The 15,887-nt window shown below is 70.5% G+C and carries 15 protein-coding genes; 6 read left to right on the top strand and 9 right to left on the bottom strand.

What is annotated here, in order from left to right; all coding sequences use genetic code 11:
* From ACIOGX_RS08480 to panB, 3 genes are all read right to left on the bottom strand, one after another.
* A complete protein-coding gene (locus ACIOGX_RS08480; RefSeq protein ID WP_356506977.1) occupies positions 1–858 on the bottom strand; it encodes an ABC transporter permease in 858 nt (285 codons plus the stop codon).
* On the bottom strand, positions 855–1,883 hold the full coding sequence (locus ACIOGX_RS08485) for an ATP-binding cassette domain-containing protein (protein WP_129772994.1): 1,029 nt from the start codon (positions 1,881–1,883) through the stop codon (positions 855–857). Before ACIOGX_RS08485 ends, ACIOGX_RS08480 begins: the two co-directional genes overlap by 4 nt.
* 317 nt (positions 1,884–2,200) lie before the next feature.
* Complete coding sequence (gene panB, locus ACIOGX_RS08490; protein WP_129772996.1) at positions 2,201–3,082, bottom strand: 3-methyl-2-oxobutanoate hydroxymethyltransferase; 882 nt, start codon at positions 3,080–3,082, stop codon at positions 2,201–2,203.
* Between the two features lie 190 nt (positions 3,083–3,272).
* Here panB and ACIOGX_RS08495 point away from each other — a divergent pair, with 190 nt between their 5' ends.
* From ACIOGX_RS08495 to ACIOGX_RS08510, 4 genes are all read left to right on the top strand, one after another.
* The gene (locus tag ACIOGX_RS08495) at positions 3,273–4,892 is read left to right on the top strand and encodes an MFS transporter (RefSeq protein ID WP_401911369.1); all 1,620 of its coding nucleotides are present in this window, start codon (positions 3,273–3,275) and stop codon (positions 4,890–4,892) included.
* Positions 4,893–5,071: 179 nt separating this feature from the next.
* On the top strand, positions 5,072–5,680 hold the full coding sequence (locus ACIOGX_RS08500) for a TetR/AcrR family transcriptional regulator (protein ID WP_384765099.1): 609 nt from the start codon (positions 5,072–5,074) through the stop codon (positions 5,678–5,680).
* 225 nt (positions 5,681–5,905) lie between these two features.
* Positions 5,906–6,934, top strand: a complete 1,029-nt coding sequence (locus tag ACIOGX_RS08505) for an endonuclease/exonuclease/phosphatase family protein (RefSeq protein WP_356506982.1) — start codon at positions 5,906–5,908, stop codon at positions 6,932–6,934.
* 154 nt (positions 6,935–7,088) lie between these two features.
* Positions 7,089–8,315, top strand: coding sequence for an MFS transporter (locus ACIOGX_RS08510; protein ID WP_356506984.1), 1,227 nt, complete (start codon positions 7,089–7,091; stop codon positions 8,313–8,315).
* Positions 8,316–8,445: 130 nt separating this feature from the next.
* Here the strand turns inward: ACIOGX_RS08510 and ACIOGX_RS08515 are convergent, their stop codons facing one another.
* The 5 genes from ACIOGX_RS08515 to ACIOGX_RS08535 form a co-directional block, all read right to left on the bottom strand.
* Entirely contained in the window at positions 8,446–10,203 is a 1,758-nt protein-coding gene (locus ACIOGX_RS08515; RefSeq protein WP_401762878.1) for an NAD+ synthase, read from the bottom strand.
* 126 nt (positions 10,204–10,329) lie between these two features.
* Positions 10,330–10,749 carry a CBS domain-containing protein gene (locus ACIOGX_RS08520; RefSeq protein ID WP_129773005.1) on the bottom strand — a complete coding sequence of 140 codons (420 nt, stop codon included), beginning with the start codon at positions 10,747–10,749 and terminating at the stop codon, positions 10,330–10,332.
* Positions 10,750–10,964: 215 nt separating this feature from the next.
* On the bottom strand, positions 10,965–11,663 hold the full coding sequence (locus tag ACIOGX_RS08525; RefSeq protein WP_384765101.1) for a DUF305 domain-containing protein: 699 nt from the start codon (positions 11,661–11,663) through the stop codon (positions 10,965–10,967).
* A 62-nt stretch (positions 11,664–11,725) separates the two neighbouring features.
* On the bottom strand, positions 11,726–12,373 hold the full coding sequence (locus ACIOGX_RS08530; protein WP_356506989.1) for a DUF3105 domain-containing protein: 648 nt from the start codon (positions 12,371–12,373) through the stop codon (positions 11,726–11,728).
* A gap of 130 nt (positions 12,374–12,503) precedes the next feature.
* Positions 12,504–12,929: a hypothetical protein gene (locus tag ACIOGX_RS08535; protein WP_356506991.1), complete on the bottom strand. Its 426-nt coding sequence runs from the start codon at positions 12,927–12,929 to the stop codon at positions 12,504–12,506.
* A 112-nt stretch (positions 12,930–13,041) separates the two neighbouring features.
* Here ACIOGX_RS08535 and ACIOGX_RS08540 point away from each other — a divergent pair, with 112 nt between their 5' ends.
* Together ACIOGX_RS08540 and glnA are read left to right on the top strand one after the other, a co-directional pair.
* The gene (locus ACIOGX_RS08540; protein WP_401911376.1) at positions 13,042–13,617 is read left to right on the top strand and encodes a MarR family winged helix-turn-helix transcriptional regulator; all 576 of its coding nucleotides are present in this window, start codon (positions 13,042–13,044) and stop codon (positions 13,615–13,617) included.
* Between the two features lie 241 nt (positions 13,618–13,858).
* The gene (gene glnA / locus ACIOGX_RS08545; protein ID WP_129773011.1) at positions 13,859–15,220 is read left to right on the top strand and encodes a type I glutamate--ammonia ligase; all 1,362 of its coding nucleotides are present in this window, start codon (positions 13,859–13,861) and stop codon (positions 15,218–15,220) included.
* Positions 15,221–15,312: 92 nt separating this feature from the next.
* Here glnA and ACIOGX_RS08550 read toward each other — a convergent pair whose 3' ends face one another.
* Entirely contained in the window at positions 15,313–15,822 is a 510-nt protein-coding gene (locus ACIOGX_RS08550; protein ID WP_384764881.1) for a pyridoxamine 5'-phosphate oxidase family protein, read from the bottom strand.
* Positions 15,823–15,887 lie beyond the last annotated feature (65 nt).

Consider the following 15,887-nt stretch of genomic DNA (forward strand, 5'->3'; position numbering starts at 1 on the left):
TCAGGACTTCTTCCGGAACTTGGCCACCGCGAGCGGTGCCGTCACCAGCGTGATCGCCGCCGCCCACCCCAGCGTCATCCACGCCGAGTCCGCGACAGGACCGCCGTTGATCAGGCTCCGCGCCGCGTCCGCGAGATTGGACAGCGGGTTGTAGTCGGTGAACGCCTGGAGCCAGCCCGGCATCGTGGACGGCGGGGCGAAGATCGACGAGCCGAACTGCAAGGGCATCAGAACGAGCATGGCCACGCCCTGGACGGCCTGCGCCGTCTTCATCGTGAGCCCCAGCAGTATGAAGATCCACATTAGCGAGGCGCCGAACACCAGGGACAGACCGACCGCTCCGAACAGTTCGAGCACCGACGTCCTGATCTCCATGCCGAGCAGGAAGCCCATGCCGAGCAGGATCGCGGTGGCGACCAGCATCCGGCCGATCTCGACGACGATCTTGGCGATCAGCACCGAGGACCGGGCGATCGGCATCGTACGGAACCGGTCCATGACCCCCTTGCGGAAGTCGTCGTTCACGCCCGTGCCGACGGCCATCGCGATGTTCATGCCCATCATCGCCATCAGGCCGGGGATCACATAGTTCACATACTCCTCGCGGCTGCCACCGAGGCTCGCGCCCACGGAGCCGCCGAAGACGTACACGAACAGCAGCGTGAAGATGATCGGCATCAGCAGGACGTCGAACATCGACTCCGGGTCCTGCTTGATCTGGAGGGCGTTGCGGCGCACCAGCGCGCCGATGTGCCGCAGATTGGCGCGCAGTCCGATCCGGCCCTCGTCGGGGACGGCGACGGGCGACGGCGCGGGTGCCTTCTCGGGCGCGGACGTGGGCAGTGTGGTCGTGCTCATGCCGCGACCTCCTCGGGTGTGGTGTCGGACACGGAGGCCGTCTTCTGGCCGGTGATGGCCAGGAACACTTCGTCCAGGCTCGGGAGATGGGTGCCGATATGGGCGATACCGAAGCCGCGCTCGCCCAGCAGGCCGACGACCGCGGTCAGTTGCTCATCGCTCAGGATCGGTACGTACAGCAGGCCCTCGTCCGGGACGGCCTGCGTGCCGGCCAGGCCGTCGAGCCCGGTCTCGGCGATCGCCCGTGCCATCGCGGGGAGCTGCGCCGGGTCCGCGGGCCGGATCTGGAGCGTACGGCCGCCGACCTTCGCCTTCAGTTCGTCCACCTTGCCGTTGGCGATGACCCGGCCGCGGTCGATGACCGTCAGCTCGCTGGCCAGCTGCTCGGCCTCTTCCATGTACTGGGTGGTGAGCAGGACGGTGGACCCCTCCGCGACCATCCGCTGCACCTCGTCCCAGACCTCGTTGCGGGTACGGGGGTCGAGCCCGGTGGTCGGCTCGTCCAGATAGAGCACGGACGGCCGGCCGATCATCGAGGCCGCCAGGTCGAGCCGGCGGCGCATACCGCCGGAGTACTGCATCGCGGCCCGCTTCGCCGCCTCGGTGAGGGAGAAGCGTTCCAGCAGCTCGTCGGCGCGGCGGCGGGCGTCCTTGCGGGACAGATCGAGCAGCCGGCCGATCATGTAGAGGTTCTCCCAGCCGGAGAGCTTCTCGTCGACCGAGGCGTACTGGCCGGTGAGACCGATGGTGCGGCGCAGCTGGCGCGGCTGGCGCAGTACGTCGTACCCGGCGACCCTCGCGGTCCCGGCGTCCGGCTGGACGAGCGTGGAGAGAATACGGACGAGCGTTGTCTTGCCGGCGCCGTTGGGCCCGAGCACACCGAGGACGGTGCCCTCGCGCACATCGAGGTCCACTCCGTCGAGAGCCCGGGTGCCCTGTGGTCCGCCGTAGTGCTTGACCAGCCCCCGTACCTCGACGGCGTTGCCCGTGCGGCTGCCGTTGGGGTTCTTGTCGATTCGAGTCATGACACCAGTGGACCAGCCGCCACCGACAATCCACCGACAAGCCGCCGACAGGCCGCCGTCGGGAGGCTGTCGGGCCGTCGTCGCGCCGCGCGGACAGCCGACAGCCCGCCGACGGGGGAAGATCGGCGGGCTGTCGTCCGTGCGGGCAGTGGCTTCTGGGCGGTGGGACCCGCCTTCCGGGCCGTGCCTCCCGGGGCTCGTCCCCGTCTCGTCCCCACCTCGTCCCCACCTCGGCACCGCCGCGGCCCCGCCGTGCGGAGCCGAGCAGTGCCGAGCAGTGCCGAGCCGAGCCGAGCGAAGACGGGACGGGACAGGACCTAGTGGAACGTGTGCTCCTCCTGAGGGAACGTTCCTCCGATGACCTCTTCCGCAAACTCCCGCGCCGCGTCCCCGAGCGTCTGCCGGAGATTCGCGTACTGCTTCGTGAAGCGCGGCACCTTCCCTCCGGTGAGCCCGACCATGTCGGTGTGGACGAGCACCTGCGCGTCCGTCTCGGGCCCGGCGCCGATCCCGATGGTCGGGATGTGCAGGATGCGGGTCACCTCGGCGGCCAGCTCGGCGGGGACCAGTTCGAGCACGACCGCGAACGCCCCCGCGTCCTGCACCGCCTTGGCGTCGCGGAGCAGCTGCTGCGCGGCCTCCTCGCCGCGGCCCTGCACCCGGTAGCCGAGGGTGTTGACGGACTGCGGGGTGAGTCCGATGTGTCCCATCACCGGGATGCCGGCCTGTACCAGCAGCTCGATCTGGGTGTGTGAGCGCTCGCCGCCCTCCAGCTTGACCGCGCCCACCCCCGCGTCCTTCACCAGCCGTGTGGCGCTGCGCAGGGCCTGGACCGGCCCTTCCTGGTACGAGCCGAACGGCAGGTCGCCGACGATCAGGGCGCGCTTCGTGCCCCGTACGACGGCCGCGGCGAGCATCGTCATCTCGTCCAGCGTGACGGGTACGGTCGTCTCGTACCCCAGATGGCAGTTCCCCATCGAGTCGCCGACGAGCATGACCGGGATGCCGGCCTCGTCGAACACGGAGGCCGTCATCGCGTCATAGGCGGTGAGCATGGGCCACTTCTCGCCGCGCTCCTTGGCGGCGGTGATGGCATGGACGGTGATACGCCGGGAACTCGTGCCGCCGTACAGCGCCTTGGGGTCGGCTTCGGGGCGTCCCGCGGGTGACGTCCGCGCAGCCTCGGTCTGAACAGTCATGGCCAAAGGCCCTTTCGTCATCTCGAGGCACCCTGACGGTGTCCCCGGACCGGTTCCATGGTGGCATCCCGGCACCGGTCACGGGAAGTAGGGGCCGGGAAGTGGGGGGCGTGCGGGGCCCCATGGGCCCTGCGTAAAGACTTTCCAATACGAGACGGTCCCGTATCGAAAGTGGTCTAGGGTGTGCGTCATGTCCACACCGTCCGGCGGCGCCGCCGCACCCCGCATACCCGAGTCCCGTGTCCCGGAGGCGGTCCACCGCCGCCGCTGGGCCATCCTCGGCGTTCTGATGTTCAGCCTGCTCATCGTCGTGCTGGACAACTCGATCCTGAACGTGGCGGTCAAGACGATCGCCGCCCCCGAGCCCACCGGCATCGGCGCCACCCAGAGCGAGCTGGAGTGGGCGATCAACTCCTACACGCTCGTCTTCGCCGGACTGCTCTTCACCTCCGGGCTGCTCGGTGACCGCATCGGCCGCAAGAAGGTGCTCCTCTTCGGCATCGCCGTCTTCGGCCTCGGCTCGGCGCTCGCCGCCCTGTCCGGATCGCCCGCCGAACTCATCGGCTACCGCGCCCTGATGGGCTTCGGCGCCGCCTTCGTGATGCCCGCCACCCTCGCCGTGCTGATGAATGTCTTCGAGCGCGACGAGCAGCCCAAGGCCATCGGCATATGGGCGGGCAGCGTGGGCCTCGGCATCGCGATCGGCCCGATCACCGGCGGTCTGCTGCTCGAACACTTCTGGTGGGGATCCATCTTCCTGGTCAACGTCCCGGTGGCCGTCGTCGCGCTGGTCGCGATGGTGCTGCTGGTCCCGGACTCCAAGGACCCCAGGCCCGGCCGGGTCGACCCGCTGGGCGTCGTCCTCTCCATCGTCGGACTCGTCCTGCTGGTGTACGGCATCATCCGCGGCGGCGAGCTGGCCGACTTCACCGGTGCGAGCGTGCTCGCCCCGCTTCTCGGCGGCGTGGCCGTGCTGGCGCTCTTCGTCTGGCACGAGAAGCGCAGCAGCCACCCGTCCATCGACATCTCGTACTTCAGGAAGCCGGCCTTCGCCGCCGCCGTCGCCGCCATCGCGCTGGTCTTCTTCGCGCTGATGGGCGTGACCTTCTTCTCGGCCTTCTACCTCCAGAGCGTGCGCGGCTACAGCGCGCTCCAGTCCGGGCTGCTGATCCTGCCGCTCGCCGCGGCGCAGATGATCTTCGCGCCGCGGGCCCGGCTGGTGGTGGACCGGTTCGGGGCCCGCGCGGTCTGCACGGCCGGCATGCTGCTCGTCGCGGCGGGACTCGCCGCGTTCGCCCTCTTCGGCACGGACACCCCGGTCTGGGTGCTGTGCCTCGTCTTCTTCATCCAGGGCACCGGAATGGCGCACATCATGCCGCCGGTGACCGTCGCGGTCATGCAGGCGCTGCCCCGGGAGAAGGCCGGTTCCGGCTCGGCCATCAACAACACCTTCCGCCAGGTCGGCGGCGCCCTCGGGATCGCCGTACTGGGCTCGGTGCTCTCCGCGACCTACCGGGGCGGGATCGAGGGACACCTCGGCGCGGTCCCGGCCGCCGCGCGGGACGCGGCGGGGGAGTCGATCGAGGCCACCCTCGGCGTCGCGGAGAAGATGGGCCCCGCGGGCCGGCCGCTGATCAGCTCGGCCTACGACGCGTTCCTCGACGCCATGCATGTCACCGCCCTCGGCTCGGCGGCCGTCGCGCTGATCGGCGCCGTGGTGGTCGCGCTCTTCCTGCCGGGCCGGCCGGAGCCGCGGAAGCTCGCGGGGAGCGAGGAGGCGTCCGAACCCGTGACCGCCGCCCGCGGCTGACGGCGACGCGGTGTACGCCGTGTATGTCGTGTACGTCGTGTACGCCGGGGGACGAGACGCCGGGGGGACGAGACGCCGTGGGGTGAGACGCCGTGTACGAGAATTGGCGCGGCGGAAGCGCGGCGTACACGGCGTACACGCCGTACGCGGCGGCCGAGGGCGGCGAGAGGCGGAGACAGGTGCGGGAGCAGGGTCACGAGAAGGAACACCGGCGCGGCAGGCCACGCAGTGAGGCGGTCGAGCGGGCGATCCTGGAGGCCGTCGTGGCCCTGCTGGAGGACGGTGTGCCGCTCGGCGCGCTCTCCGTCGAACGTATCGCCCGTACCGCGGGCGTCGGCAAGGCGACCATCTACCGGCGCTGGCACGGCAAGGAGGAGCTCTTCCTCGACGTCCTGCGGGAGATCGAGCCGCCGGAACCCGAACTGCCCGGCACCTCGGCGCTCGACGATCTCAGGGTCGTGCTGGAGGCGATGCGCCGGCGCGGGCTCGCCCAGCGGTCCTCGGCCATGCTGCACAACGTCGTCGTCGAGATGAAGAGCCAGCCCAAACTCTGGGCGGAGTACCACAGGACGGTCATCGGCCCCCGGCGCGAGATGACGACCGGCCTGATCCGTCGCGGAGTCGCCTCCGGTGAGCTACGGGACGATCTGAGCGTGGAGCTGATGCACGAACTGCTGATCGGCCCCATGCTCATGCGCACCCTGCACCGGCCCGGCGCACCCCTGGAGGAGGACCTCCCCGACCGGATCATCAGCGCCGTGCTCCAGGGGCTGCGCCCGCCCGACTGACGCCGGTGCGCGCCGGGGACCGACGCCGACGCGCACCGGAAAAGGCCCGGCCCGGCGATGCGGGATCTGTCACACCCGCCCTGCTTTCGTCCTTGATCGGAACTCCCGGACGCGTACTTTTCGTCTCCGTGCCAGAACGGCTGTCCACGGACGGCGGAGAAAGTGCCCGTACATCGCCTAGGGTCGGGGGCGGGCGTGCACAGCAAGGCAGTGAGGGCAGCGCATATGACGCAGGAGTACACGGCGCATTCGGTGACGGACGGCGGGGAGGAGGACCCTCGCACCGGCTCCCGCGTCAGAACTCTGCTGAATCGATGGCGGGACGATCCGGGTATCTGGCGGCGGGGGATCGTGCTCGCGCTGCTCGCCGTGGTGGTCGCGCTGCTGATGATCTTCCATGCGCAGATGCCCAACAAGATCGGCAACCTGGGCAGTCTCATCGAGACCTTCCTGCCCTGGTTCGGGGTGTTCGTTCCCCTGATCCTCCTGCTGGCGCTGGTACGGCGCTCCGCCACCGCGCTGATCGCCGTGCTGCTGCCCGCCGTGGTGTGGGTCAACCTCTTCGGCGGGCTCCTCACCGACAAGTCGGGCGGTGGCGGTGACCTCATGGTCGCCACCCACAACGTCAACGCGGACAACCCCGACCCCGAGGGCACCGCGCGCAAGCTGGTGGAGTCCGGAGCCGATGTCGTGGCGCTGGAGGAGCTGAAGGCCAGCGCCGTGCAGACCTATGTCAAGGCGCTGGCCGGGACGTACAAGTACCACTCGGTGCAGGGCACGGTCGGGCTGTGGAGCAAGCACCCGATGACCGGGGCCGAGCCCGTCGACATCAGGCTGGGCTGGGTCCGGGCCATGCGCGCCACCGTCAGCACACCCGAGGGCCGGGTCGCCGTCTATGTGGCGCATCTCCCCTCCGTGCGCGTCAAGCTGAACGCGGGCTTCACCGCCAACCAGCGCGACAAGAGCGCCGACGCGCTGGGCGAGGCCATCGCCCACGAGTCGCTGAGCCGGGTGATCCTGCTCGGCGATCTGAACGGCACGATGAACGACCGGTCGCTCAACGCCGTGACCGCCCAGATGCGCTCGACCCAGGGCGCGGCCGGGCATGGGTACGGCTTCAGCTGGCCGGCGTCGTTCCCGATGGCGCGGATCGACCAGATCATGGTGAAGGGCGTCGAGCCGACCTCGTCCTGGACCCTTCCCGAGACGGACAGCGACCATCTGCCGATCGCGGCGCGGGTGAAACTGCGCTGAGCCTGAGCGCGAGGCCGCGTCGGCCGGAGCCTCGCCGGACGGAGCGCTGGGCGCAATCCGGAGTTCATCCGCCGGAATAGAAACCCTGAGAGACTTTGTTCCGTGGGGGTACTTAACCCCTGAACCCCTGAAGCTCACCACGGAAGGTCTCTTGATGCCCCTCGCCCTGTTCGCCCTGGCCGTCAGCGCTTTCGGCATCGGGACGACAGAGTTCGTGATGATGGGCCTGCTGCCCAATGTCGCGGATGACCTGGGTACGTCCGTGCCGACCGCCGGATATCTGGTCTCGGCCTACGCGATCGGTGTCGTCGTCGGCGCCCCACTGCTCACCGCCCTCGGCTCCCGTATCCCGCGCAAGCGGATGCTGCTCCTGCTCATGGGGCTCTTCGTCATCGGCAACCTCGGCTCCGCGCTCGCCCCCGGCTTCGGCTGGCTGCTGACGGGCCGCTTCCTCGCCGGGCTGCCGCACGGCGCGTTCTTCGGCGTCGGCGCGGTCGTCGCCGCCCGGCTGGTGCGGGAGGGCCGGCAGGCGCGGGCCGTCGCGACCATGTTCCTGGGCCTGACCGTCGCCAATATCGTCGGCGTGCCCGCGGCCACCCTGCTCGGCCAGAACCTCGGCTGGCGCGCCACCTTCCTGGTGGTGACCGTGATCGGGCTGATCGCGCTCGCGGCGCTCGCCCGGCTCGTCCCGCACATGCCGGTCGAGGCGCACCAGAGCGTGGGCCGCGAGATACGGGCCCTCGGCGACCGCCAGGTGCTGCTCGGCCTCGCGACCGCCGTCTTCGGCTTCGCCGGGGTCTTCGCCGTCTACTCGTACCTGGCCTCGATCACGACCGAGGTGATGGGATTCGGCGAGTCGTCCGTCACGCTGGTCCTCGCGCTCTTCGGCATCGGCATGACGCTGGGCGCGCTGGCGGCCGGGCCGCTGACCGACCGGGCGCTGCGGCCCACCCTCTACATCTCGCTCGGCACGCTCGCCGTCGTACTGCTCGCCTTCCGCTTCACGGCGCACATCCAGTGGGCGGCGCTGGTGACGGTCGTCGTGCTGGGCGCGGTCGGGTTCCTGACCACCACCCCGCTCCAGATGCTCGTCATGCAGAAGGCCAGGCACGCCCCCACGATCGCCTCCGCCTCGAACCACTCGGCCTTCAACCTGGCCAACGCGGGCGGCGCCTGGCTCGGCGGCGCGGCGATCGCGGCGGGCTGGGGCTGGCTGTCCCCGACCCTGGTCGGCGCGGTGCTCGCGGTCGTCGGCCTGGCGATCGCGGTGACGGCCGGACTGCTGGACCGGGGCGACAGGGGCGGCCGGGTGCCGGAGGCGTCGCGGGTCGTCGCCTCGGCCACGACGAGGACCGGGGCGACGACGGAACGGGTGGGCTGAGCCCCCGCGGCTCCCGAGTCCGGGGCGCCCCGGTGCTTGCCGCCTTGCGTCCGGTGCGCCCCGGGTTCCCGCGGGCCCCGAAGTCCGGGGCGCCCCGGGTCCCGCCGCCCCCGGCGCCCGTGTCTGTCCGCTACGGCCTGTGCTCGCGCCAGCGGTTCGTGATCGGCAGCCGCCGGTCCTTGCCGAAGCCCTTCGCCGAGATCTTGGTGCCCGGCGGGTACTGGCGCCGCTTGTACTCCGCCGTGTCCACCATCCGCAGCGTCCTGGCGACCAGTTCCGCGTCGAAACCGGCCTCGATGATCGCGTCCACGCCCTGGTCGCGGTCGACGTACAGCTCCAGGATCCGGTCCAGTACGTCGTAGTCGGGCAGTGAGTCCGTGTCGACCTGGCCGGGGCGCAGTTCGGCGCTCGGCGGCTTGGAGATCGAGGTCTCCGGGATCGGCGGGGTCTGGCCGCGCTCCTCGGCGGCGCGGTTGCGCCAGCGGGCGAGCCGGAAGACGGAGGTCTTGTAGACGTCCTTGATCGGTCCGTACGCGCCGACGGAGTCGCCGTAGAGCGTCGAATAGCCCACGGCCAGCTCGGACTTGTTGCCCGGTGCGAGAACGATGTGGCCCTCCTGGTTGGAGAGGGCCATCAGCATCGTGCCGCGCAGCCTCGACTGGAGGTTCTCCTCCGCGAGCCCGGTCAGCCCCAGCTCGCCCATGTACGCGTCGAACATCGGCTCGATCGGCTGCGTACGGAAGTTGAGCCCGGTACGGCGGGCCAGCTCGGCCGCGTCGTCCCTGGAGTGGCCGGACGAGTACTTCGACGGCATGGAGACGCCGTACACGTTCCGCGCGCCGACCGCGTCACAGGCGATGGCGGCGACGAGCGCGGAGTCGATACCGCCGGAGAGCCCGATCAGCACGGACCGGAAGCCGTTCTTGGCGGCGTACGCGCGCAGGCCCACCACCAGCGCCGAGTACACCTCCTCGTCGTCGTCCAGGCGCTCGGCGTAGCCGCCGGTCAGCTCGGGCTCGTAGGCCGGCACCGGGTCCTCGGAGAGGATGACCCGGTCGATCCGCAGCCCGTCGTCCACGACCCCGGTGGGCGCGTCCGGCGAGGCGGCCGGCAGATCGAGGTCCAGGACCACACAGCCCTCGGCGAACTGCGGTGCGCGCGCCACGACGTCGCCGTTCTTGTCCACGACGATCGAGTCACCGTCGAAGACCAGCTCGTCCTGGCCGCCGATCATCGCCAGATACGCGGTGGTGCAGCCGGCCTCCTGGGCGCGCTTGCGCACCAGGTCGAGACGGCTGTCGTCCTTCTCGCGCTCGTACGGCGAGGCGTTGACCGAGAGCAGCAGCCCCGCCTCGGCGGACCGGGCCGCCGGGACCCGGCCGCCGTCCTGCCAGAGGTCCTCGCAGATCGCGAGCGCGATGTCGACGCCATGGACCCGGATGACGGGCATGGTGTCGCCCGGCACGAAATACCGGAACTCGTCGAAGACGCCGTAGTTGGGCAGATGGTGCTTGGCGAAGTCGAGGACGACCGCGCCGCGGTGCAGTACGGCGGCGGCGTTGCGCGGGGCGCCCGCCGGCTGGCCGAAGCGCGGCTGGGCCGACTCGGAGCGGTCCAGATAGCCGACGACGACGGGCAGCTCGCCGAAGCCCTCCTCGTCGAGCCGTACCGCGAGCGCGCGCACGGCGGCCCGGGACGCCTCGACGAAGGACGACCGCAGGGCGAGATCCTCGACGGGGTAGCCGGTCAGCGCCATCTCGGGGAACGCGATGACGTGCGCTCCCTGTTCGGCGGCGTGCCGGGTCCAGTGCACGATCGCCTCGGCGTTCGCGGCGAGATCGCCGACGGTCGAGTCGATCTGATTCAGAGCGAGGCGTAGTTGAGGCACGGGACCCAGTGTAATCGTCTGACTGACGCGATGTCCTGGGGTGCGCGTGTGGGGCAGCCCACTCGGCGGAGGAGGCGCGCACGGCCCGTGTGGCGCGTGTGGTGGGGGAGGCGCGCGAGCCGGGGCTCAGCCGTGCGCGTAGACCTGCTCCATCCAGGAGGCGAGCTGTCCGTCGGTGAGGTGCTGGGCCAGGTCGGCCTCGCTGATCATCCCGACGAGACGCTTGTCCTCGATCACCGGCAGCCGGCGTATCTGGTTGCTCTGCATCTCGTACAGCACCTCGTCCACGTCCGCGTCCGCGTCGATCCAGCGGGGGGTGCCGTGCGCCATCTCACCGGCCGTCGTCCGCGCCGGGTCATGGCCCATCGCCACACATCCGACGACGATGTCGCGGTCGGTGAGAATGCCGGTCAGCCGGTCCTCGGCGTCGGCGATGGGGAGCGCGCCCACATCCAGCTCACGCATCAGCTGGGCGGCGCGGTCCAGGGTCTCGTGGGCCGGGATCCACTGGGCCCCGGGGTGCATGATGTCTTTGGCGGTCGTCATGGGTTCCGTCCCTCCTGAGTGCCGTCCACCCCGAGCCAGAACCATCATCGTGCACCCGTTCGAGTGGCGCGACCGCAAGAAGCCGCCGCGACCGCCGCGCGGCCCATGAGAAACCGCCGCGACCGCCGCGCCCCGCAAGAGACCGCCGCGGCCCGCAGGAGGCCGTGCGACTGAGCCGGGGCCGCCGGGTCCCGGGGAACCGGCGGCCCCGCGCGTCAGCCGCCGGTGCGCGGCTTCGCGCCGCGCGCCGCGAGCAGGTCCGCCATCAGCTTCATCTCGGACTGCTGCGCCGCGACCATCCCCTCGGCGAGGTCCTTCTCCGTACCGGGCTCGCACAGCTGTACGCAGCCCTGGGCCATCGCGACCCCGCCCTTGTGGTGGTCGGTCATCAGCTGGAGATAGAGGATCTCGGCGGCCTTGCCACGGGCCTCGCGGAGCCGGTCCAGCTCCGTCTTCGTGGCCATGCCCGGCATCAGCGAGCCGTCGTGCGCCTGATGGCCCGCCGCACCGTGATCCATCGCGCCCATGTCCATGCCGCCGTCACCGTGGTCCATGGTCGTGTCCATGGACATCCAGGCCATCGGCTCACGGCCCGACTCGACCTTCGGCAGCCCCCACATGTCCAGCCAGCCCAGCAGCATCCCGCGCTGGTTCGCCTGGGTGTTGGCGATGTCGTACGCCAGCCGGCGCACCTCCTCGTCGTCCGTGCTGTCCCGCACGATGAACGACATCTCCACCGCCTGCTGGTGGTGGACCGCCATGTCCCGGGCGAAGCCCGCGTCCGCCGAGTCCGTGGCCGGGGTACGGGGCGCGGCGGAGCCGCCGTCGCGCCCGGCCGAGGCCACCGCCGCCGTTCCGGCGAAGACCAGCGCCAGGACGACGGCGGTGATCGCCGCCCACTGTGTGCGGGTCACCTTGCGCGCCGGACGGGCCGTACCGTCGGCTGTGACCGTCGGGTCGGGCGCGCTCTCCGCCGTCACTGCGCGCCCATTCCGCCCGTGCAGGCGGCGCCCGGCTCAGGGGTCTGCGTGCCCTGCACGTACTTCGTGAAGAACTGGTCCACGCGCGGGTCCGTGGCGCTGTCCACCGTGACCTGCTTGCCCCACGCGCTCAGCATGAGGGCGCCCGCCTGGTTCTTCACCGGGCTCATCAGCGTGTAGGGGGTGTTCTCCACCTTCTCGCTCAGCGCCTTCACATCGGCGTCGGCGGCCTTGTCGTTGTAGGTGACCCAGACCGCGCCGTGCTCCAGCGAGTGCACCGCGTTCACGTCCGGGACCGGCTCCTTGTAGACGTCCCCGTCGCAGTTCACCCAGATCTGGTTGTGGTCACCGCCCACGGGCGGGGTCATCGGGTACGTGACCGCCTCGGCGACATGGTTACGGCCGAGCTTCTTGGCGTCCCAGGACTTCTCGTCCTTCACGGGCGCCTTGGCCGCCGCCTGCTCCTGCTCCTTCTTGTCCGACTCCTTGTTGAGGAGGTAGGCGCCGCCGGCGATGAGGGAGACCACCACGACGGCGCTCGCCGTGATCGTGATGATGCGGCTGCGCCGCTCGCGGGCCCGCTCGGCGCGGCGCATCTCCTCTATTCGGGCCTTGCGCTCGGCGGACTGGGACTTGGAAGCCATGATGTGTGTCCTTCTGCGATGACTGATGACTGCGGAACGGAACGTGGACAACTGCGTGAGCACGGAACGTGGTTCGGGACATGCGGAACCCGGTGCGGGGGCCGGACCGGTGAGATCCGGACGACAGGCCCTACGTCCGCAGTACTTGAAGGACGTGGAGGTCCGGGGCGCGGGCGAGCGCTCCGGAGCGGGGCACCCGGCCGGTGGGGTACGGCGGTTCGAGGTGCGAGGGCTGGACATCGCCGGCGAGCGGGGTGGCCGGCGGCGGGACGGTGAGCACGGCCGGGCTCTGACGCGGGAAGAGCCCGCAGTCACCCTTGTCGTACGGGCAGGTGTAACGGGCCTCGGCCTCGGCCCGGTCGCGGACCGTGGTCCCGGTGGCCGGGCCGTACGCGGTGCCGTCCGCCACCGCCGCCGGAGCGTCCGGGTGGTGGACCCCGGTCCCGTCCGGCTCAGGACCCAGACAGATGAAGAGCGCGGCGAGCAGCGTCGCCACGGCACTCAGCAGCGCCGTGGGACGCGTGACGCGTATGTGGCCCGCCCGCGATCCCCCCATGGGCGCAGATCGTAGTGCGTACACCCCCGCCGGCAGCAGTGAGGAGCCGGTTCCGGTTCTCCCCCGGGACCCCAGACGGTACGAACCGGGCGCCGCCAGGGTACAAAGAGGCATGGCCGAGGACCCGCAGCCGCGTCGACAACCCCGCCCCCGCCCGGAGCCGCCCGCGCGGGACCCCGGGGGCCGGGCCGATGTGGACGCGGTGACGCACGCCGTGCTGACCGCCTCCCGGCTCCTGGTGAAGGTGTCGGCGCGGTCCCTGGCGGCCGTCGCGGAACCGGTCACCCTGCCGCAGTACCGGCTGCTCGCTGTCCTCGCCGCCCACGGCGACGCCAAACTGGTCGATATCGCCGAACGGCTCGGGGTGAATCCGTCGACGGCCATGCGGATGCTCGACCGGCTGATCGTCGCGGGCCTGGCGACCCGGCAGAGCAATCCGTGCAACCGCCGCGAGACGATGCTGCGGCTGACCCCCGAGGGCCGCACGCTCGTCGACCGGGTCACCGCCGTACGCCACCGCGAGATCTCGGCGATCGTCGAGCGGCTGACCCCCGAGCAGCGCACGGCCCTGGTCGGCGGGCTCGCCGCGTTCACCGCGGCGGGCGGGGAGGCGGCGGTCCCGGGCGAGGACACGGAGCCGTACCCCCTGGGCTGGTCGGACACCCCCGCCCGGCACAGCGGTGGCTGACAGGCGCCAAAGTCGATCTTCCGCACCGATCTCCCGCACAATGGATTGCGGACGCCTGTTTCATGGGCATCGGACGAACAGGCACTATGGGCGGCAAGCCCGTACACACGCACGACGCGATGTGTTGGACGGGGGTTCGCAACGCGCCGGAAATCGTGTGGTGGGATGCTCGGGTGCCCCGGCGTGCCCCGCGGCATGGGAGCAGGTGGCCTGACCAGCAAGGATGGGTAGGACGGCTAATATGGACAAGCAGCAGGAATTCGTGCTCCGTACGCTCGAAGAGCGCGACATCCGCTTCGTACGCCTGTGGTTCACCGACGTGCTCGGCTTCCTGAAGTCGGTCGCCGTCGCGCCCGCCGAGCTGGAGCAGGCTTTCGACGAGGGCATGGGCTTCGACGGATCGGCGATCGAGGGCTTCGCCCGCGTATACGAATCCGACATGATCGCCAAGCCCGACCCGGGCACGTTCCAGATACTGCCCTGGCGCGCGGAGGCCCCCGGCACGGCCCGGATGTTCTGCGACATCCTGATGCCCGACGGTTCGCCGTCCTTCGCGGACCCGCGCTATGTGCTCAAGCGGATCCTCGCCAGGACCTCGGATCTGGGCTTCACCTTCTACACCCACCCCGAGATCGAGTTCTTCCTGCTGAAGGACAAGCCGGTCGACGGCACGCGCCCGACGCCCGCCGACAGCTCCGGCTACTTCGACCACACCCCGCAGAACGTCGGCATGGACTTCCGGCGCCAGGCGATCACGATGCTCGAATCCATGGGCATCTCGGTGGAGTTCAGCCACCACGAGGGCGCCCCCGGCCAGCAGGAGATCGATCTGCGGTACGCGGACGCGCTCTCCACCGCCGACAACATCATGACGTTCCGCCTGGTCATGAAGCAGGTCGCGCTGGAGCAGGGCGTGCAGGCGACCTTCATGCCGAAGCCGTTCTCCGAATACCCGGGCTCGGGCATGCACACCCATCTCTCCCTCTTCGAGGGAGACCGCAACGCCTTCTACGAGTCGGGCGCCGAGTACCAGCTCTCCAAGGTCGGCCGCTCCTTCATCGCAGGGCTGCTGAAGCACGCGGCGGAGATCTCGGCCGTCACCAACCAGTGGGTCAACTCGTACAAGCGCATCTGGGGCGGCTCCAGCCGCACCGCGGGCTCGGGCGGCGAGGCCCCCTCGTACATCTGCTGGGGCCACAACAACCGCTCCGCGCTGATCCGCGTCCCGATGTACAAGCCGGGCAAGACCGGCTCGGCACGGGTCGAGGTCCGCTCCATCGACTCGGGAGCCAACCCCTATCTGACGTACGCGGTGCTGCTCGCCGCGGGCCTCAAGGGCATCGAGGAGGGCTACGAACTCCCGGCGGGCGCCGACGACGACGTATGGGCCCTCTCGGACGCGGAGCGCCGCGCGATGGGCATCGAGCCGCTGCCGCAGAACCTGGGCGAGGCGATCTCCCTGATGGAGCGCAGCGAACTGGTCGCGGAGACGCTCGGCGAGCATGTCTTCGACTTCTTTCTGCGCAACAAGAAGCAGGAGTGGGAGGAGTACCGCTCCGAGGTGACGGCCTTCGAGCTGAAGAAGAATCTGCCGGTGCTGTAGTACGTGGTGCGGTAGTGCCTCAGGCGTGATCCGGTCCGGGCCGGCGGGGTTGTCGTACCGCCGGCCCGGACCCGTCCCCGGCCCCGCGGCGGTCAGAACCGCCAGCGCGTCTGGCTGTACGGGGCCTTCCCGAAGCCGAAGGCTGTGCGGGGCGCGACCTCGAAGACCAGGGCCACATTGCCCTGGCCGCCCGTGAACCCGCCGTCCTGAACGTCGAAGTGCCACTCCGCGCCGTACTTCGCCTCCCACAGCGCGGCGAGCACCGTCAGCCGGGACGTGTCGGTCACCCGGACCGCCGTGCCCTCGACCACCAGGTCACAGCCGCCGTGGAGGGCGTTCACACCGGTCGTGAGCACCACCTCCGGGTTCCGGGCCAGGTTCATGGCCTTCCGCTCGGCCGCGCCGGTGCAGAAGTGCAGCGCGCCGTCCGCCCAGACGGCCAGCAGCGGGGTGACATGCGGACGGCCGTCGGGCCGTACGGTCGACAGCCAGAACAGCTCGGCCTCGGCGAGCAGGCCCTCGGCCTCCGTCCAGGCGGTGGCGGCTGCCTCCGGCTCGCCGTAACGGGTGTCCAGCTCGGTGCGGGGCTCCTTGAGCGCCATGGTGCGGTCCTCTCGCGCGGTGTCGTACGACAGCTGTACAAGGGACCGGCGGCGCGGGCGGGACT

The sequence above is a fragment of the Streptomyces sp. NPDC088147 genome, from assembly GCF_044741565.1.
In the GTDB taxonomy this organism is placed as follows: domain Bacteria; phylum Actinomycetota; class Actinomycetes; order Streptomycetales; family Streptomycetaceae; genus Streptomyces.